Here is a 16,128-nt window from a genome sequence, read left to right as displayed (position 1 = left end):
GGTTTTCACGCGCGCGATCAACGCGCTTTCGACACGCATCCAGCGGCGCAAAACAGGCCGATGGCATACCTATTGCGTTAATCCGCTGCGAAGCCAACGGCGGCTTCGACGTATCGACAATTTTTCAGGCGCGCTCGCGATGCGGGCGCACCGATGGGGCAACGGCGTCCCGAAACGCAACGCGCGACGAGCGTTCGATCCATGAGATCGGGCGACGCGCGAGCGTTTCGGGACGCTTTTTTTTGCGCAACCGAAACCCGCGCACCGACGCGATCCAGCGCTATGAACGAGCAGATCACCACGCAACGCATCGAAGTCTCCGGCCAGACGATCGGCGAACTGATCAATCTGTCCGGCCGTCAGCGGATGCTGTCGCAACGCATCGTGCTGCATGTGGTGCTCGCATCGCACGGCGATGCAGCGGCGCTTGCCGTCGTGCGCGAATGTCTCGTGACGTTCGCGTCGACGCATCGCGTGCTCGTGCACGGCGACGATCATCTGCCCGGCGTGTTTTCCGAAGCATTGCAACAGCTCTATTTCGGCACGCGCAAGGCAGACGAGCGCGTGCAGCGCTTCGTCGCGATGACGGACGAAACGGTTGCCCGTGTCGAGGCGCGTGACGACGCAGCCAGCACGCACGTCGATGCGCTCGTCGCACAGGCAACACCGCTGCTCGAACTGTTGCAGGAGATCACGCTCGCGTACCAGCACGAAATGCGAGGCATCGAAGCGGCGACGCAGCGCCGTCAGGCCGCGATTGCGGAACAGCTGTCGGGCATTTCGATGCAGGCGAACATCGTCGCGCTGAATGCGCGCATTTCTGCGGCGCGTGCAGGTTCTTTCGGCCGTGAGTTCGCCGTCATCACGCAAGTGCTCGCCGACATCATCAAGGAGATGGACGCGCTGATTTATAGCGTCGTTGATCGCGACGCGGATGCGCCTTCTTCTGGGAAGGATTTATCGCGGAAGCGGCCGCGTCGCGTAGTGCAGCTGTCCGCTAGTCCTCGCGTCACGCAGTAACACCTTTACTCAATGAGAGAGACCCTTGACATCCCCTGGCTGAAAGAAAGGGGTTCCCACTTCATAGAACGCAACCCAACATCATCTCAAAGAGATATGGGACTTACGCTTTCTCCATGGGCTGACACCGCCAGCCCGGCGGCCAAAACATTACGCGCGGCGTTGACGTCGCGATCGTGGACTGCCCTGCACTCTAGGCACGTCCATTCGCGGATATTCAGCGGCATCCTGACGCGGGTATGGCCGCACTCACTGCACCGCTTGCTAGACGGATACCAGCGTTCGATATCGATCAGTGTTCGCCCATACCACTTCGCTTTGTACTCCAGTTGCCGTGTGAACTCGTGCCAGCCTGCATCGCTGATGGACTTCGACAGAAAACGGTTCTTCAGCATGTTCTTGACAGACAGACTTTCGATGGCGATCACTTGGTTTTCGTTTATCAGCCGGGTTGAAAGTTTATGCAGGAAATCACAACGTGAGTTTGCCACCTTGGCATGCATGCGTGCGACCTTCAGCCTCGCTTTCCTCCGATTGGCCGAGTCCTTTTGCTTCTTAGCCAGACGACGCGACAATTTTGCGAGTTTCGCCTCGTACTTGCGAAACGCATTCGGCGCGGCAATCTTTTCGCCTGTAGAAAGGACGGCGAAATGGGCAAGTCCTAGATCGACTCCGATCTTTCCTTCAGCGAGCGGACGCTTGGTTACCACGTCGTCGCATAGGATTGAAATGTGGTATCGGGCCGCAGTGTCTCGAGACACGGTAACCGTCGTTACCTTTGCGCCCTTAGGGATTGTGCGAGACCAGCGAATCGCTAGCGGCTCGTCCATCTTTGCCAATTTGAGCGTCGTGCCGTCCCACCTGAAAGCGCTGGCGGTGTATTCGGCTGACTGCGGACCATCCTTTCGCCTGAAAGTCGGGTGCTTCGCGCGCGCCGCGAAAAAATTAGCGAACGCTGTCTGCAAATGTCGGAGCGCCTGCTGCACCGGAACTGCGCTTACCTCTTTTAGCCAGCTGTGCTCCTCAGACTTTTTTAGCTTTGTCAACGCGGCGGAGGTTTCGTGGTAGCCCATGCGCTCTTGCCGCTCGGTCCACGCCTCCATCCGTTCTCGGAGCATGTGGTTATAGATGAAGCGTGCGCATCCGAACGTCCGTGCAAGAGTCGCTTCCTGCTCGGGTGTGGGGTAGAACCGGAATCGGTAAGCACGCTTAACGTTCATAGCTCACACAATACCATCGATCCGTGTGAGGTCACTAGCTGGAGTACGGGTGCAACATCAGAACCGTCTCCTTTGTCCCCGCGCCAAAACGCTGAAGTCCTTCGGAGAAACTGATGAAAAACCTGTTGAATTCGCTTGCGAGCGGTAACTGGCGCCCGCTGCTCGCGTGCTTCCTCTACTTCGATACCGGCTTCACGGTCTGGGTCATGTTCGGGCCGCTCGCGCCGTTCATCAACAAGAGCATCGCGATGTCGCCCGCGGAACTGGGCTTTCTCGTCGCGGTGCCCGTGCTCGGTGCGGCGATTTTGCGCGTGACGCTCGGCAATCTCTATCAGGCTTGCGACGGACGGCGCGTGGCGTTGATGGGCGTCGCGCTGTCGGCGATTCCGTCGATCGTGCTGCTGCTGATGCCCGGCACGCCGTCGTACACGCTGCTGCTGATTCTCGGCGTTTTCCTCGGTGTCGGCGGCGCGAGCTTCGCCGTTGCGCTGCCGATGGCAGGTAGCAACTATCCGCCGAAAGTGCAGGGTCTCGTGCTCGGGCTCGCGGCTGCCGGCAACATCGGCGCGGTGCTGGACGGCTTCATGTTTCCGGCGCTCGCCGATCATTTCGGCTGGGCGAAAGCGGCGGGCGCCGCGCTGCCGTTGCTGGGTCTCGCCGCCGTCGGGCTGTTCTTCTGGGCGAAGGATCTCGGACAAAAGACGGGCAGCGGCGCGCAGGCGCTGCGCAGCTTCATCGTAACGCTCGTGGGTCTCGTCGCGCTCGTCGTCGCCGTGCATGCTGGCGTGTTCGGCGCGGGCAAGACGGGCGTGCTGCTGCTGCCCGTGCTCGGTGCGCTGCTCGCGATTGCCGTGCTGCCGAAGCACTATCGCAGCGTGCTCGTCGAGGGCGATACGTGGGTCGTGATGCTCGTCTATAGCATCACGTTCGGCGGCTTTGTCGGCATGTCGTCGTATGTGACGACGCTGCTGATTTCGCTGTATCAGATGCCGCGTCTCGAAGCGGGTCTCTTCATGTCGCTGCTGGCGTGTATCGGTGCGCTGGTGCGGCCTGTGGGCGGGCTGGTCGCGGATCGTATTTCGGGCGTGCGCGCGCTGGTGATTCTGCTCGCGGCGATCTCGCTGTGCGACTTCCTGTTCGCCGCGTGGATGCCGCCGGTGTCGGCGGGTATCGCGTTGCTGATTGCGATGTATGTGTGCTTCGGTCTGGGCAACGGCGCAACGTTCCAGCTCGTGCCGCAACGCTGGAAGGGCAAGACGGGTCTGATGTCGGGCATCGTCGGCGCGGCGGGGGGTATCGGCGGCTTCTATCTGCCTGTGATCATGGGCATCGCGAAGGAAGGCACGGGCAGCTATCAGATGGGCTTCGCGACGTTCGGCGTGCTGTCGGCGCTCGCGTTCGGCCTGGTGGTGCTGCATCGCGCGCGGTGGCTCGAATGGGCGCTGCCGAAGGAAAGCGCTGTCATCGTCGAGCCGATCCGTGCGGGCGTGAGGGTCGACAGCGGGGCTTGATGTCTTTCGGTCGTGCGATTGTCGATCATCGCCAGTACCTTGCGTGCTGGCGATTTTTTTGAGGGGCTGAAGGAAAGTTGCAGATCGTGCTGTCCAGCACACCGTGATGTGTCACGCCGATGCCCGGCATCGTCGTTTTTCCGGCGCAATCGCGATACATGTGTGCGACAGGCAACACACGTGTATACGGGTGGCGTGCGAAAAATCCTATATTGCACTCACTGCGGCCCACGACGAAAGGACTGGGCGAACCGCTTGCCAGCGGGTTTGGATCGCGAGTTCCGCCAACTCGATCGTTTGCATCAACTTCGATCCTGAGCATGTGGATGGCATTACACCCAACAGCTTGGGGTTCTGGCATGTCTGCTGAAATGAGATCCGTCCAACGGTTCCCGACACCGTGTACCCGTTGCGGTGGTGTTTTATACCACCACGTAGCGTTCTGTCCGTATTGCGGCGTGAACCAGCCGATCGGCAGCGATCAGCGCAAGCGTGCCGAGGCCCCGTTACGGGCGGTCGCGAAGCAAGCCCCGCATCCGGCCGTTGCTGCCAACGACGCAGACGAATCGCCTTCGCCCGAAATCATCTGGTCGAGCTTCGCCGCCGTGCCGGCCGCTCCGGGGAAACGCTTCTTTCAATGGCCGTTGCCGCGAGTGGTAACGGGCAGTGCGATCGCGATGGCGCTGATGCTTGCACTGGGCGGTGCCGCCTATCTGCGCCTCAATGCGCTTCACCGCAACGCCAACGTCATTGAGCCGACTGCAACAGCGATGAAGCGCGCGGACGTCTTGTCGTCGTCCAGCGTGCCGCCTGGCGCAAACGCTCAGCCTTCGAACGCTGGCGCAAACGCGCCTGGCACCAGCACGCCCCTTGCCGCGAGCGCGGTCCCTGTGTCTGCGCAGTACGGTAAGGGCGTTCCTGCTGCACTGAACGACGCGCATGCAAGTCTCGCCCAAAAGAATCTGACGGCGGCAAAGGCGGCAATTTCAGAAGTCCTGTTGGTTGCTCCTCGAAATGACGAAGCGTTGCGTCTGCAAGGCGATATCGCGGAACGCGAGAGCGAGCGCGACGTGGCGTTGCGAGTGGCAGCGACCTGCGCGAACGACGGACTGTGGAGTTGCGTGGTTAAACAGGCGAATCAGGCGTTGGCCATCGATTCGAGCAGCAAGGATGCGCAGATTCTGCTGGAGCGCGCGATCGTGTCGACGGGCTGGCGGCCGCTTTCAACCCGTGCAACAGCCGCTGCACCCAAGCCTGCGAGGCGCGATCCGCCACGGCCAGTCGCGAAGAGCGTGCCGCCCATACCGACACTCCCGACACTCTCGCCGCCGCTGCCGCCTGGCATACCGGCGGACAACGCGACACCCGGAAACGGGTGATGCGTTCGACGCGAGTGGCCTTCCTTCTCCCAGTGTTCTTGCAAGCGGAGACACACGGAACGGAGAAACACGCCGGTCAGATATCCCAATCCCACTGCTGTTTGCGTTGCTGCTCCGCGGACAGGCGCCGGCTTGCTTCCTGTGAAATGACCACATGGCTCGATGGCTCGATCGGCATCAGAACAGCTTTCTCGATACGCGGGTTCGGACGAGATTTGCACTGTTCTTCTTTCACGTAGTCCGGGAAAGATTGAAACTGGCGGACGGCATGGATGGCGTTGGTCATGGCGCAAATCCGGAATCGGCATGGTAGACATATCGTCGCGATCCGACGATGTTGTGGGCAGTCTATTTGCGCGATGGCCGTCGGGCTGTACGCCTTCGCACAGAACGCAACGAAGCGTGTGATGACATTGAAGAGAGGGATGACGAAGGGCGAGATACGCTGCCGCTATCTCTACAGCTCGCTCGACACTTCGTAGTCGCGGGGAAACGATTCGTCGATCGCGTAGGGAAGTACTCCGCTGTCGTGCGTGCTATTGATCTCAGCGCGGTGGTGACGTGAATTCTTATGTTTGCGCACGCTATTACTCAGTTCGGAAATGATCTCCGACGCTGCGTGAATGATCTGATTGAAGTTGAACCCGGCATTGGTCATCTCACGATAAAACGACTTCGCGAGGATTCTGGCAATCTGATTCGTGTTCTGGGCTGACCCTGCAATGATCTCTTTGACGGTCCGTTCCGAAGAGCGCGTGAGCGCCGCCTGCGTGAAGCGTGATTTCATCAGGTGCTGGATCTGGTTCGCGTGAATCGCCTTGACAATCAGAGGGGCGAGATTGTCGAGCAGCCTGAGATCTTCCTTTTCGAAGTACGGCTTTTCCAGCGGGTGATGCGCATGGACGATACCCATCGTCTTTCCTTGCAGCACCAACGCCGAGGACATGCTGCTCCTGACGTGGACCTCCGGGTCTGCCTCCCTTGGACTTGCCACGACGAGCGCGCCGACGCCTTCGGAACCCATGGTGTAGAGGTCGCGCGTTTCGCACCGGCGCATGCTTACCATGTCATAGCGGGAAATGGCGGGGCCGCCGAATTCAGCCCGCTGACGGGGCCCGATTTCAGCGACCTGTCGTTCGCTGAGCAGATGAATCGTGCAACGGCTCGCGTTGAGTACTTTCGCAACCATCGAAGACAGTTCGGAAAGCAGTTCTTCCGGGCTGCGCGTGTACTCGATGTCGCTGGCGCAAACGCCGATTTTCCCCTTTTCTGCTCGATGCATCGCTCTTCTCCAGGGTTCCAATCGGAGCGCCACGGGCGAAAGCCGAAACATGGAAAGCGCCTTCGCGCTCCTCCATTTGATTGCGGTTCTCAGTGACTCGAGATCGATGCTATCCGCTGCGATTCGATGTGCGTGTTCGTCATCGCACAGTATCGGATACGCGAAAAAGCCGCCGTAGTCCGACGCCCGGTTTTTCGTCCGTCGCGGTGCTCGAACGCGTGAGTTCGGGAATTCCCTGGATACGGGAAGGGTATCGGGAAGCGCCGTGGGACAGCGCCGTCATGATATGTTCGATTCCTTGCCTGCCCGGCTAAATCCTTGATTCGTAAGGGTGAGCGGCCGAGCGGACTGCCTTTCCCCCGATTTTTCACGTCCGCGCAGCGGTTCGTGCCCCTCTCTTCTTGAATTTGTAATTCCCCGTCCATATAATTAGCACTCACCGCACGAGAGTGCTAACAACATCGCCGGTTGGCTCGCCAGCCGGTATACCTCAGCGTTCTTCAGTCCCAATCAAGAGAGGATCTATCCATGAACCTTCGTCCTTTGCATGATCGCGTGATCGTCAAGCGTCTGGATCAGGAAACCAAGACCGCATCGGGCATCGTGATCCCCGACGCAGCCGCAGAAAAGCCGGATCAAGGCGAAGTGCTGGCTATCGGCCCGGGCAAGCGTGACGACAAGGGCGCTCCCATTGCGCTCGACGTGAAGGTCGGCGACCGCGTCCTGTTCGGCAAGTACGCTGGTCAGACCGTCAAGGTCGACGGCAACGAACTGCTGGTGATGCGCGAAGAAGACATCATGGCCGTTGTCAACAAGTAAGCACTTGTCCCGGTTCATTCTCAAGAATTCAAGGAGTTAGAAGATGGCAGCTAAAGACGTCGTGTTCGGCGATTCCGCCCGTGCCAAGATGGTTGAAGGCGTGAACATTCTCGCCAATGCAGTGAAGGTCACGCTGGGTCCGAAGGGCCGCAACGTCGTCCTCGAGCGCTCGTTCGGCGGCCCGACGGTCACCAAGGACGGTGTCTCGGTCGCGAAGGAAATCGAGCTGAAGGACAAGCTCCAGAACATGGGCGCGCAAATGGTCAAGGAAGTCGCTTCCAAGACCAGCGACAACGCCGGCGACGGCACGACGACGGCAACGGTTCTGGCCCAGTCGATCGTTCGCGAAGGCATGAAGTACGTCGCATCGGGCATGAACCCGATGGACCTGAAGCGCGGTATCGACCGTGCCGTTGCAGCAGCAATCGAAGAGCTGCGCAAGATCAGCAAGCCCTGCACGACCAACAAGGAAATCGCACAGGTTGGCGCGATCTCGGCGAACAGCGACACGTCGATCGGCGATCGCATCGCTGAAGCCATGGACAAGGTCGGCAAGGAAGGCGTCATCACCGTCGAAGACGGCAAGTCGCTGCAAGACGAGCTGGACGTCGTCGAAGGTATGCAATTCGACCGCGGCTACCTGTCGCCGTACTTCATCAACAACCCGGACAAGCAAGTCGCCGTTCTGGACAACCCGTTCGTGCTGCTGCACGACAAGAAGGTGTCGAACATCCGTGATCTGCTGCCGGTTCTGGAACAAGTCGCAAAGGCTGGCCGTCCGCTGCTGATCATCGCTGAAGACGTCGAAGGCGAAGCGCTGGCTACGCTGGTCGTCAACAACATCCGCGGCATCCTGAAGACGGTTGCTGTCAAGGCTCCGGGCTTCGGCGACCGCCGCAAGGCAATGCTCGAAGACATCGCTATCCTGACGGGTGGCCAGGTCATCGCCGAAGAAACCGGCCTGACGCTGGAAAAGGCGACGCTGCAAGAGCTGGGTCAAGCGAAGCGTATCGAAGTGGGCAAGGAAAACACGACGATCATCGACGGCGCTGGCGAAGCAGCAAGCATCGAAGCGCGCGTCAAGCAAGTGCGCACGCAGATCGAAGAAGCGACGTCGGACTACGACCGTGAAAAGCTGCAAGAGCGCGTGGCCAAGCTGGCTGGCGGCGTTGCAGTGATCAAGGTCGGTGCTGCGACCGAAGTCGAAATGAAGGAAAAGAAGGCACGTGTCGAAGACGCACTGCACGCAACGCGCGCAGCTGTGGAAGAAGGCATCGTGGCTGGCGGCGGCGTCGCGCTGATCCGCGCACGCAGCGCGATCGCTGGCGTGAAGGGCGACAACGCTGACCAGGACGCAGGTATCAAGATCGTTCTGCGCGCAATGGAAGAGCCGCTGCGCCAGATCGTCACGAACGGCGGCGAAGAAGCCAGCGTCGTGGTGGCAGCAGTTGCCGGCGGCACGGGCAACTACGGCTACAACGCAGCGACGGGCGAGTACGGTGACCTGGTGGAAGCCGGTGTCGTCGACCCGACGAAGGTGACGCGTACGGCACTGCAGAACGCAGCTTCGGTTGCTGGTCTGCTGCTGACGACGGACGCCGCTGTCTGCGAACTGCCGAAGGAAGATGCACCGATGCCTGGCGGCATGCCCGGCGGCATGGGCGGCATGGGCATGGACATGTAATTTCCGGGCAACTGGAATGCATGTGGGAGGCGCGCTGAGAGGCGTGCTTCTCTTGCCAAAAGAAAAACCCGCAGCGATGCGGGTTTTTCTTTTGGTGCTCCGGTTTCACTCGGGTATGAAGTTCGCGCCTGGCGACCTCAGCGTTGCAGCACGAGGAAGCGCTCGCGCAAATGATCGAGCACGCACGATACGCTTGACTCTTCCGTCAGCGCCGCCGTATCGACGAGCAGTTCGGGATTCGTTGGCGCTTCATACGGCGCTGACACGCCCGTGAACGACTTGATCACACCGGTTTGCGCCTTCGCATAGAGCCCTTTGGGGTCACGCCTCGCGCAATCGTTTGCTGAAGCGGACACATAAGTCTCGACAAAATTGCCGTTTCCGACGATGGCGCGCGCCATGTCCCGGTCTTCGCGCATCGGCGAAATCAGGGCGGCGATGACGATCAGGCCGGCGTCGTTCATCAGTCGTGCGACGTGGGCGACCCGGCGGATGTTTTCCCGGCGGTCTTCCTTTGAAAAGCCAAGGTCGCTCGTCAGGCCATGACGGATGTTGTCGCCATCGAGCACATAGCACGCGTGTCCCATCGACATCAGTTCGCGCTCCAGATGAAACGCGATGGTCGATTTGCCCGCTCCGGATAAGCCGGTGAGCCAGACGGTGACGGGCTTGTGGCCGAGCAGCACAGCGCGGTCGCGGCCCGTGATCGTGCCGTTGAAGCGTTGGACATTAGGCTGAATGCGCTCGACGGGCGCGCGGCCTTCGGGCTCTTCACGTGCCACGCGACTGTTCGGTGCGCTGCTCTGGTTGCAGCGTGCGCGCGGCTCGGGAACGGCGGCGGCAGCCGCAGCGGCAGCGGCAGCGCTGGGGCGAAGTTCTTCCAATTCGGTTTTCCGTTCGTTCTCCGCCGTAGAAACCGGCGGTCTGCCGTTGGCTGGCTTGGCCTAAATTGTGGCGCGCGTCGCGTTGGTCATACGCACGCCGCAGGCGTCAAACGAGGTGTCAACCGGACAGCAGGGCGGGGAATATTACAGTTCGTAATTGTACTATCTAAGCGGTCGCCCTGCTGTAACAGATAATTACCGCTGTAATGCATGGCTTGCGAATTGACACTTGACTGGAGCCATTCTCATCGTTCCATCGGGAGCTGGCCCAGCCGCGACAACTCAATGGCGCGCCTCACCCGGCGACGCATCCGTCCCGCCTGCGAGCGGCACTTCATCATCGCTGCTCCGTGCCCAGAAGAAACGATCGGGAAGATAAGCGCCCATGCCCGGCCGGAAGGCCGCCTGGGTCGCCTGAAACAGATACTCCTGCGCTTCGCGCACGGCCTCGGCCGGTTCCTGGCCATTCGCCAGCAGCGCGGCGATCGCGGCGCCGAGCGTATCGGTGACGCCCATGATCCGCTGCTGCGTGCGATCCCACATGTCCTGCCTCAGCTGGCCATCTTCGCTGAACAGCGTATTGACGAGCCGATGCGTGCCCGTTTCCGTCGACAGGATGTATTCGCAACCTTGCGACAGCAAATGTGAGATCGCGGCATCGAGTGTCGGTGCTTCGGCGTCGCCGTCCGGTTGCGCCAGCGCGAGCAGAGCCGCTGTATCTGCGACCAGCAAGGTGGTTTGAGGGGCGAGCAGATCGGCCATTGCTTCGCGCAGTTCGTCGGCGGCGAGCACGTGTTCGTCGTCGAGCGTGAAATCAGGCGCGAGAATCAACGGGATATCGTCGTAATCGGCGACCACTTCTGCAATCGCGCTGACCACTTCCGCGCGCGTCGCTGCGCCGACCTTGAAGGCGGCGATCGGCATGTCTTCCAGCAGCATCCGCGCTTGCGTCGCGACGACTTCCGGGTCGAGCCCGGTCACTTCGTCGCAACTCGCCGAATCGCGCACCGTGTAGCCCGTCAGCACGGAAACGCCGTGGCAGCCCATGCTGGCAAGCGTCATCAGGTCGGCTTGCAGCCCGCCGCCGCCTGTCGGGTCGGACAGGCCGAAGGTGAGAACGATCGGAGGGGTGTCGCTGGCCATGAAATTGTGGTGGGGTCGTTGAGCGGAACACTGGCAGGCCGGAGAGAGCGCACGCGCGCCCGTGCGGCCCGCACGGACAGCTCAATTATGCGGCCTTATACGTTCCCAGGGCATTTTTTCGCATCTGTCGGCGTGCCGCGTCACACATAACGTCGCAAAATGTCGCGTCGGATCGCTCGGACCCCGCATCCGCTAGGCATGGGGGCGGCAACACGGTACCATCATGGCTCCCGTTTCCACGGACTTTTCGACGCGACTCAAGAATGGAATATAAGAGCTGGATGTGCCTGATCTGCGGCTGGATCTATGACGAAGAAGCCGGTCTGCCAGAGGAAGGAATCGCGCCGGGCACGCGCTGGGAAGATGTTCCCATCAATTGGACCTGTCCCGAGTGCGGCGCGCGCAAGGAAGACTTCGAGATGGTGCAGATCTGATCGATCCGCCGTGACGGTGGCGGGGCGTTTTTTGCCTGCCATGCAAGGTTGACCGATCCGGAATGAATCGATTTCGCGCGGGATGGAACATCCGCGCGCACGCGATGTCGCAAGATAACTCGTCACTGAGCTTTCCTTGCGGTTGATCGCGTTTTAGTCCAGCAGGTGCCGTTTCGTAAGCGTGGCGCGTTTGTCGCGCCGATGTCGCCGTGAGCGGCCGCTCTCAGCCATGTTGCCGTCGGGCGAGTTTCGTCTGCGCGGCAGTCTGAGCCGGCGGCGCTGCTTCGGAGCCATGCAGTCGGTGGCCCGGCAATTGCATTACTTTCGCCATACCGGCAGTTCCGGTGGCGCAGTATCGATGCCGCCTGACAGTGCCGGCGTTCATGCAGCCTGCTCATGACTCTTCGATCCGCATCGCCCGATACGCTCGACGCTCTACCCAATCGCCGCGGCGGCACCGTCCGCACGGCGGAGCAGGCCATTGCCGACGCGCTCGACGCGTTCGAGCAGCGTCGCGACATGAATGCGCAATTGCTCGTCGCGGGCCGCGCGCTGCGCGAGGCGGGCTGGATTGCCGCTCAACGTTTCACCGACGCGCTGCTTCTCGTTTCGCCGATGGCCGCAAGCGGCCTGGCCGACGAGGCCGCCGCGCGCGCCACCTTCGGCGCGGCGCTGCGCGCGTTCCGTACGGCGCTTGAGCGGCGCAATCTGCGTGAACTCGGTTGCTCGGCGGCGCTTTTCGAGCACTATCGCGCGCTCAGCACGCATATCGCCCAGCACACGCCGGGTTACAGCGTGACTTTCGAAGACGTCGCGCTGACCGGGCGGCCCATTCCCCCTGTTTCGCTGCGTTCGCAATCGGCGGCGCGGCTCGCGCAGCTGCGTGCGCGCTACGAGCGGGCGCTGCTGCCCGTGCTGCGCTCGAAAGGGCATGTAAGCACGAGCGCGGTGGCGGGCGTCGTGAATGCCGCGCTCGACGATCTCGACGCCTGTCTCGTCGAACTGGCCGGTCCCGATCCCTATGACTTCTGGCGGTTGGCGCTGGCGTGCACGCGAGCGATGCGCGCGAACGGCCACACGGTAGAAGACATCGACACGCGGCGTTTCTATGCCCGTTGCAACATGGCGCTCGCCGACGAGCAGCGCGGCATACCGCTCGCGCCGCGCTCGCTGGTTCGCGCGACGCTCGCGCTGCTCTGGCGCGACTACGCGCTGTTCGGCGCGGCCGCCGAAGACACCGAGAACGTCGAACTGCTGCGTGACTACGGCTTGACGGTCGACTGGCATATCGCGGGCACGCAGGCATCGGAAGCACTGTGGGAAGCTGGCGCGCATCAGGCCGAGACGCTCGCGGCGCACGTCGGCATGTCGCGCGAACTCGGCGTGCTGACCGTCAACGCGAACGCGTACGAAGACTTTTTGCAAACCGCCGATGCCGCGATTTCCGCGCTGACGGATCACGCGCGTGCCGCCGACAATCCGCAGAAGGCGGACCCCAGCGCCGCGTTGCAGGCCGGCGACGCGGCTTACCGTCTGGGCGCGGCGGCGTCGGCGCTCGGCCTCGGCCACGTGGCGCTGCTGGCCGACGCGCTGGGTCTCGCGTGGCGACGCCGTGCGCATGCGGGCGTATCGACGCCGGCCGTGCGCGCGCATGTCGTCGTCGATGCGCCCGACGCACGTTCGCTCGAAGCCGCGGCGGAAGCATTGCGCGCGATGCTGCACAAGGTCGCCGCGGGCGTCGCGCCGCAGTCGGCGGCGAACGTGCTGGCTGCGCTGACGCGAGCGATCGAGCAGGGCGGCGCATAAGATAACTAGCAAGACCGGTCGAAAACAGGCGCTGCATCCACAGGATGCGGACAGTCGTTCGTCCTATGCCATCCGCCGCGCGATAGCGCACGCGAGTCGTTCCCGGCAAGGTAGAGGCGCGTGATAGAGTGCAGTTTCATGGACTGCGATTTTCCGTGCGGCGCCATTGCAAACTGCCTGCCAGCACGGCTGGCCAGCCGCCCGTTGCACGATTCTGGCGCACGGCGCCGGCCCCGCAGTCGCGCATCGTCTTTGCTAAACTTCGACCTATGCCCAAGAGTAACGATCGCATCAATCTGACCAACCAGTTCCTGATCGCCATGCCGAACATGGCGGACCCTACGTTTTCAGGAACGGTGGTCTACCTTTGCGATCACAGCGAGCGCGGCGCACTCGGCCTCGTCATCAACCGGCCGACGGATATCGACCTTCAGGCGCTCTTCAATCGCATCGATCTCAAGCTCGAGATCGAACCGCTGCTGCATGTCCCCGTGTACTTTGGCGGCCCGGTGCAAACCGAGCGCGGCTTCGTGCTGCACGACGCATCGGAAAGCTCGTATACGTCGTCGATGCAGGTGCCCGGCGGCCTCGAAATGACCACGTCGAAAGACGTGCTCGAAGCCGTCGCGAGCGGCAAGGGCCCGGAGCGTTTTCTGCTGACGCTCGGCCACGCCGGTTGGGGCGCGGGTCAGCTTGAGGACGAGATTTCGAAGAACGGCTGGCTTACGGTCCAGGCCGACCCGAAGATCGTTTTCGACGTTCCCGCCGAAGACCGCTTCGAAGCGGCGCTCGCGCTGCTCGGCATCTCGTCTTCGATGCTTTCGGGCGAAGCAGGTCACGCATGAGCGGTGCGGCCGGACGTGAAGCGACGCTGCTTGCGTTCGACTACGGCGAAAAACGTATCGGCGTCGCCGTCGGCAATTCGCTCACTCGCAGCGCTCGGCCGCTCGTCGTTCTGCAGAACCGCAATCGCGAATATCGCTTCGAAGCCGTCGGCAAGCTGATCGACGAATGGAAGCCCGACATGCTCGTTGTCGGTCTGCCCATGCATCCCGACGGCACCCCGCACGAAAGAACCCAACTCGCCAAACGCTTCGGCAACCAGCTGAACGGACGCTTCAATCTGCCCGTCTCGTGGGTCGACGAACGTTATACGTCGGTGGAAGCAGAGGCGGGCATCCGCAGCGGATCGCGGCAGGCGGGCATGCTCGACGCCGAAGCCGCGAGCATCATTCTTCAGCAATATCTGGACGGACTAAGTCTGGATGGACCAAGCGACGATCATGAGTTCCATTGACGCCGAAGCGCTTTATCGCGCCGTGCTCGAACAGATTCGCGACGCATACGGCGACGCGCTGGGTGGCGCCGATGGCGCGGTGCTCGCCGGCATCTACAGCGGCGGCGCGTGGCTCGCCGAGCGTCTCGCGAAAGACCTGAACGTGTCGACGTTCGGCGTCGTTAACGTCGCGCTGCATCGCGACGACTACGCGAAGAAAGGCTTGCACACGCAGGCCAGTCCCACGTCATTGCCGTTCGCAGTCGAAGGCCGCCGCATCGTGCTCGTCGACGACGTGCTGTACACGGGCCGCACCGTGCGCGCCGCACTGAACGAACTCTATGACTACGGGCGTCCCGCATCGGTCGAACTCGCAGTGCTGGCCGATCGCGGCGGGCGCGAGTTGCCGGTGGCGGCGCGCTTCGTCGGTGGCACGATCGACGTGCCGGCCGATGCGACGCTCGTGCTGTCGCGCGACGGCGAGCGCTTCGCGTTTCACACCGAGCCGCGCGCGGATTGAGCGCGGCGCGTCGGCATCGAAAGCAATACGGGCAACACACGTAGTCCCCAGTCTGATTCAGGAACACCATGAATACGCCCAACCCGGTTTCCCAAGGTTCCAGCCAACCGAACGACGGTGCTGCTTCAGCGGACCGTTTTCGCTACGGTTTCCTGAAGGGCAATCCGCAGCTCACGAAGAACGGCGAGCTGAAGCATCTGCTGACCATCGAAGGCCTGCCGCGCGCGATCGTCACGCATATTCTCGATACGGCCGAACAGTTCGTCAGCGTGACGGACCGCGAAGTGAAGAAGGTGCCGCTGCTGCGCGGCAAATCGGTGTTCAACCTGTTTTTCGAGAACTCGACGCGCACGCGCACCACGTTCGAAATCGCGGCAAAGCGGCTGTCGGCGGACGTGATCAACCTGAACATCAACGCGTCGTCGACGAGCAAGGGCGAGTCGCTGCTCGACACGATCAATAATCTGTCGGCGATGCATGCCGACATGTTCGTCGTGCGCCACGCGTCGAGCGGCGCGCCGTATCTGATCGCCGAGCACTGCGCGCCGCACGTCCATGTGATCAATGCCGGCGACGGCCGTCATGCGCATCCGACGCAGGGTCTGCTCGACATGTACACGATCCGCCATTACAAGCGCGATTTCACGAATCTGCGTGTGGCGATTGTCGGCGACATTCTGCATTCGCGCGTCGCGCGCTCCGACATTCACGCGCTCACCACGCTCGGCGTGCCGGAAGTGCGCGCGATCGGTCCGCGCACGCTGCTGCCGGGCGGCCTCGAGCAAATGGGCGTGCGCGTGTTCCACAACCTCGACGAAGGGCTGAAGGACGTCGACGTGATCATCATGCTGCGTCTTCAGAACGAGCGGATGAGCGGTGCGTTGCTGCCGTCAGCGCAGGAATACTTCAAGAGCTGGGGATTGACGCCGGAGCGCCTCGCTCTCGCGAAGCCCGACGCGATCGTGATGCATCCGGGGCCGATGAACCGCGGCGTCGAGATCGATTCGCAAGTCGCGGACGGTCCGCAATCGGTGATTCTCAATCAGGTGACGTTCGGCATCGCGGTGCGTATGGCGGTGATGGGCATCGTCGCGGGCAATAACGACTGACCCGCGTATCCGTCACAGAATCCGTCTTAGATAGAGCAGGC

At 61.9% G+C, this 16,128-nt stretch carries 16 protein-coding genes; 11 read left to right on the top strand and 5 right to left on the bottom strand.

The window, feature by feature from the left end; all coding sequences use genetic code 11:
- The first annotated feature begins 282 nt into the window (after positions 1-282).
- Positions 283-1,020: a methyl-accepting chemotaxis protein gene (locus QEN71_RS25855; protein WP_201650971.1), complete on the top strand. Its 738-nt coding sequence runs from the start codon at positions 283-285 to the stop codon at positions 1,018-1,020.
- An 86-nt stretch (positions 1,021-1,106) separates the two neighbouring features.
- On the opposite strand, the gene QEN71_RS25850 is transcribed toward QEN71_RS25855, so the two are convergent.
- A complete protein-coding gene (locus tag QEN71_RS25850; RefSeq protein WP_201650972.1) occupies positions 1,107-2,240 on the bottom strand; it encodes an RNA-guided endonuclease InsQ/TnpB family protein in 1,134 nt (377 codons plus the stop codon).
- A 113-nt stretch (positions 2,241-2,353) separates the two neighbouring features.
- Between QEN71_RS25850 and QEN71_RS25845 the strand changes: the two genes are divergently transcribed.
- Both QEN71_RS25845 and QEN71_RS25840 read left to right on the top strand, forming a co-directional pair.
- Complete coding sequence (locus QEN71_RS25845; protein ID WP_201650973.1) at positions 2,354-3,751, top strand: MFS transporter; 1,398 nt, start codon at positions 2,354-2,356, stop codon at positions 3,749-3,751.
- 458 nt (positions 3,752-4,209) lie between these two features.
- Positions 4,210-5,130, top strand: a complete 921-nt coding sequence (locus QEN71_RS25840; protein ID WP_201650974.1) for a zinc ribbon domain-containing protein — start codon at positions 4,210-4,212, stop codon at positions 5,128-5,130.
- Positions 5,131-5,206: 76 nt separating this feature from the next.
- Here the strand turns inward: QEN71_RS25840 and QEN71_RS25835 are convergent, their stop codons facing one another.
- A complete protein-coding gene (locus QEN71_RS25835) occupies positions 5,207-5,416 on the bottom strand; it encodes a hypothetical protein (RefSeq protein WP_201650975.1) in 210 nt (69 codons plus the stop codon).
- A 171-nt stretch (positions 5,417-5,587) separates the two neighbouring features.
- Positions 5,588-6,412, bottom strand: coding sequence for a GAF domain-containing protein (locus QEN71_RS25830; RefSeq protein ID WP_201650976.1), 825 nt, complete (start codon positions 6,410-6,412; stop codon positions 5,588-5,590).
- 528 nt (positions 6,413-6,940) lie between these two features.
- Between QEN71_RS25830 and QEN71_RS25825 the strand changes: the two genes are divergently transcribed.
- Together QEN71_RS25825 and groL are read left to right on the top strand one after the other, a co-directional pair.
- Positions 6,941-7,231, top strand: coding sequence for a co-chaperone GroES (locus QEN71_RS25825; protein WP_028372031.1), 291 nt, complete (start codon positions 6,941-6,943; stop codon positions 7,229-7,231).
- Between the two features lie 43 nt (positions 7,232-7,274).
- On the top strand, positions 7,275-8,915 hold the full coding sequence (groL, locus tag QEN71_RS25820) for a chaperonin GroEL (RefSeq protein ID WP_201650977.1): 1,641 nt from the start codon (positions 7,275-7,277) through the stop codon (positions 8,913-8,915).
- 137 nt (positions 8,916-9,052) lie between these two features.
- Here the strand turns inward: groL and cysC are convergent, their stop codons facing one another.
- Complete coding sequence (gene cysC / locus QEN71_RS25815; RefSeq protein ID WP_201651040.1) at positions 9,053-9,655, bottom strand: adenylyl-sulfate kinase; 603 nt, start codon at positions 9,653-9,655, stop codon at positions 9,053-9,055.
- 426 nt (positions 9,656-10,081) lie between these two features.
- On the bottom strand, positions 10,082-10,942 hold the full coding sequence (locus QEN71_RS25810; RefSeq protein ID WP_201650978.1) for a hydroxymethylpyrimidine/phosphomethylpyrimidine kinase: 861 nt from the start codon (positions 10,940-10,942) through the stop codon (positions 10,082-10,084).
- Between the two features lie 263 nt (positions 10,943-11,205).
- Between QEN71_RS25810 and QEN71_RS25805 the strand changes: the two genes are divergently transcribed.
- The 6 genes from QEN71_RS25805 (at position 11,206) to QEN71_RS25780 (ending at position 16,087) form a co-directional block, all read left to right on the top strand.
- Entirely contained in the window at positions 11,206-11,376 is a 171-nt protein-coding gene (locus tag QEN71_RS25805; protein ID WP_004186709.1) for a rubredoxin, read from the top strand.
- Positions 11,377-11,772: 396 nt separating this feature from the next.
- Positions 11,773-13,182: a hypothetical protein gene (locus QEN71_RS25800; RefSeq protein ID WP_201650979.1), complete on the top strand. Its 1,410-nt coding sequence runs from the start codon at positions 11,773-11,775 to the stop codon at positions 13,180-13,182.
- 269 nt (positions 13,183-13,451) lie between these two features.
- Positions 13,452-14,027, top strand: coding sequence for a YqgE/AlgH family protein (locus QEN71_RS25795; protein ID WP_147234566.1), 576 nt, complete (start codon positions 13,452-13,454; stop codon positions 14,025-14,027).
- Positions 14,024-14,479, top strand: a complete 456-nt coding sequence (gene ruvX, locus QEN71_RS25790) for a Holliday junction resolvase RuvX (protein WP_201650980.1) — start codon at positions 14,024-14,026, stop codon at positions 14,477-14,479. The genes QEN71_RS25795 and ruvX overlap by 4 nt, the downstream gene beginning before the upstream one ends.
- On the top strand, positions 14,466-14,978 hold the full coding sequence (pyrR, locus tag QEN71_RS25785) for a bifunctional pyr operon transcriptional regulator/uracil phosphoribosyltransferase PyrR (RefSeq protein WP_201650981.1): 513 nt from the start codon (positions 14,466-14,468) through the stop codon (positions 14,976-14,978). Before ruvX ends, pyrR begins: the two co-directional genes overlap by 14 nt.
- 68 nt (positions 14,979-15,046) lie before the next feature.
- The gene (locus QEN71_RS25780) at positions 15,047-16,087 is read left to right on the top strand and encodes an aspartate carbamoyltransferase catalytic subunit (protein ID WP_201650982.1); all 1,041 of its coding nucleotides are present in this window, start codon (positions 15,047-15,049) and stop codon (positions 16,085-16,087) included.
- Positions 16,088-16,128 lie beyond the last annotated feature (41 nt).

The organism is Paraburkholderia sabiae, from assembly GCF_030412785.1.
Lineage (GTDB): Bacteria > Pseudomonadota > Gammaproteobacteria > Burkholderiales > Burkholderiaceae > Paraburkholderia > Paraburkholderia sabiae.
Note: the sequence above shows the minus strand (reverse complement) of the source record. Positions and strands in the feature narration are given on the sequence as shown.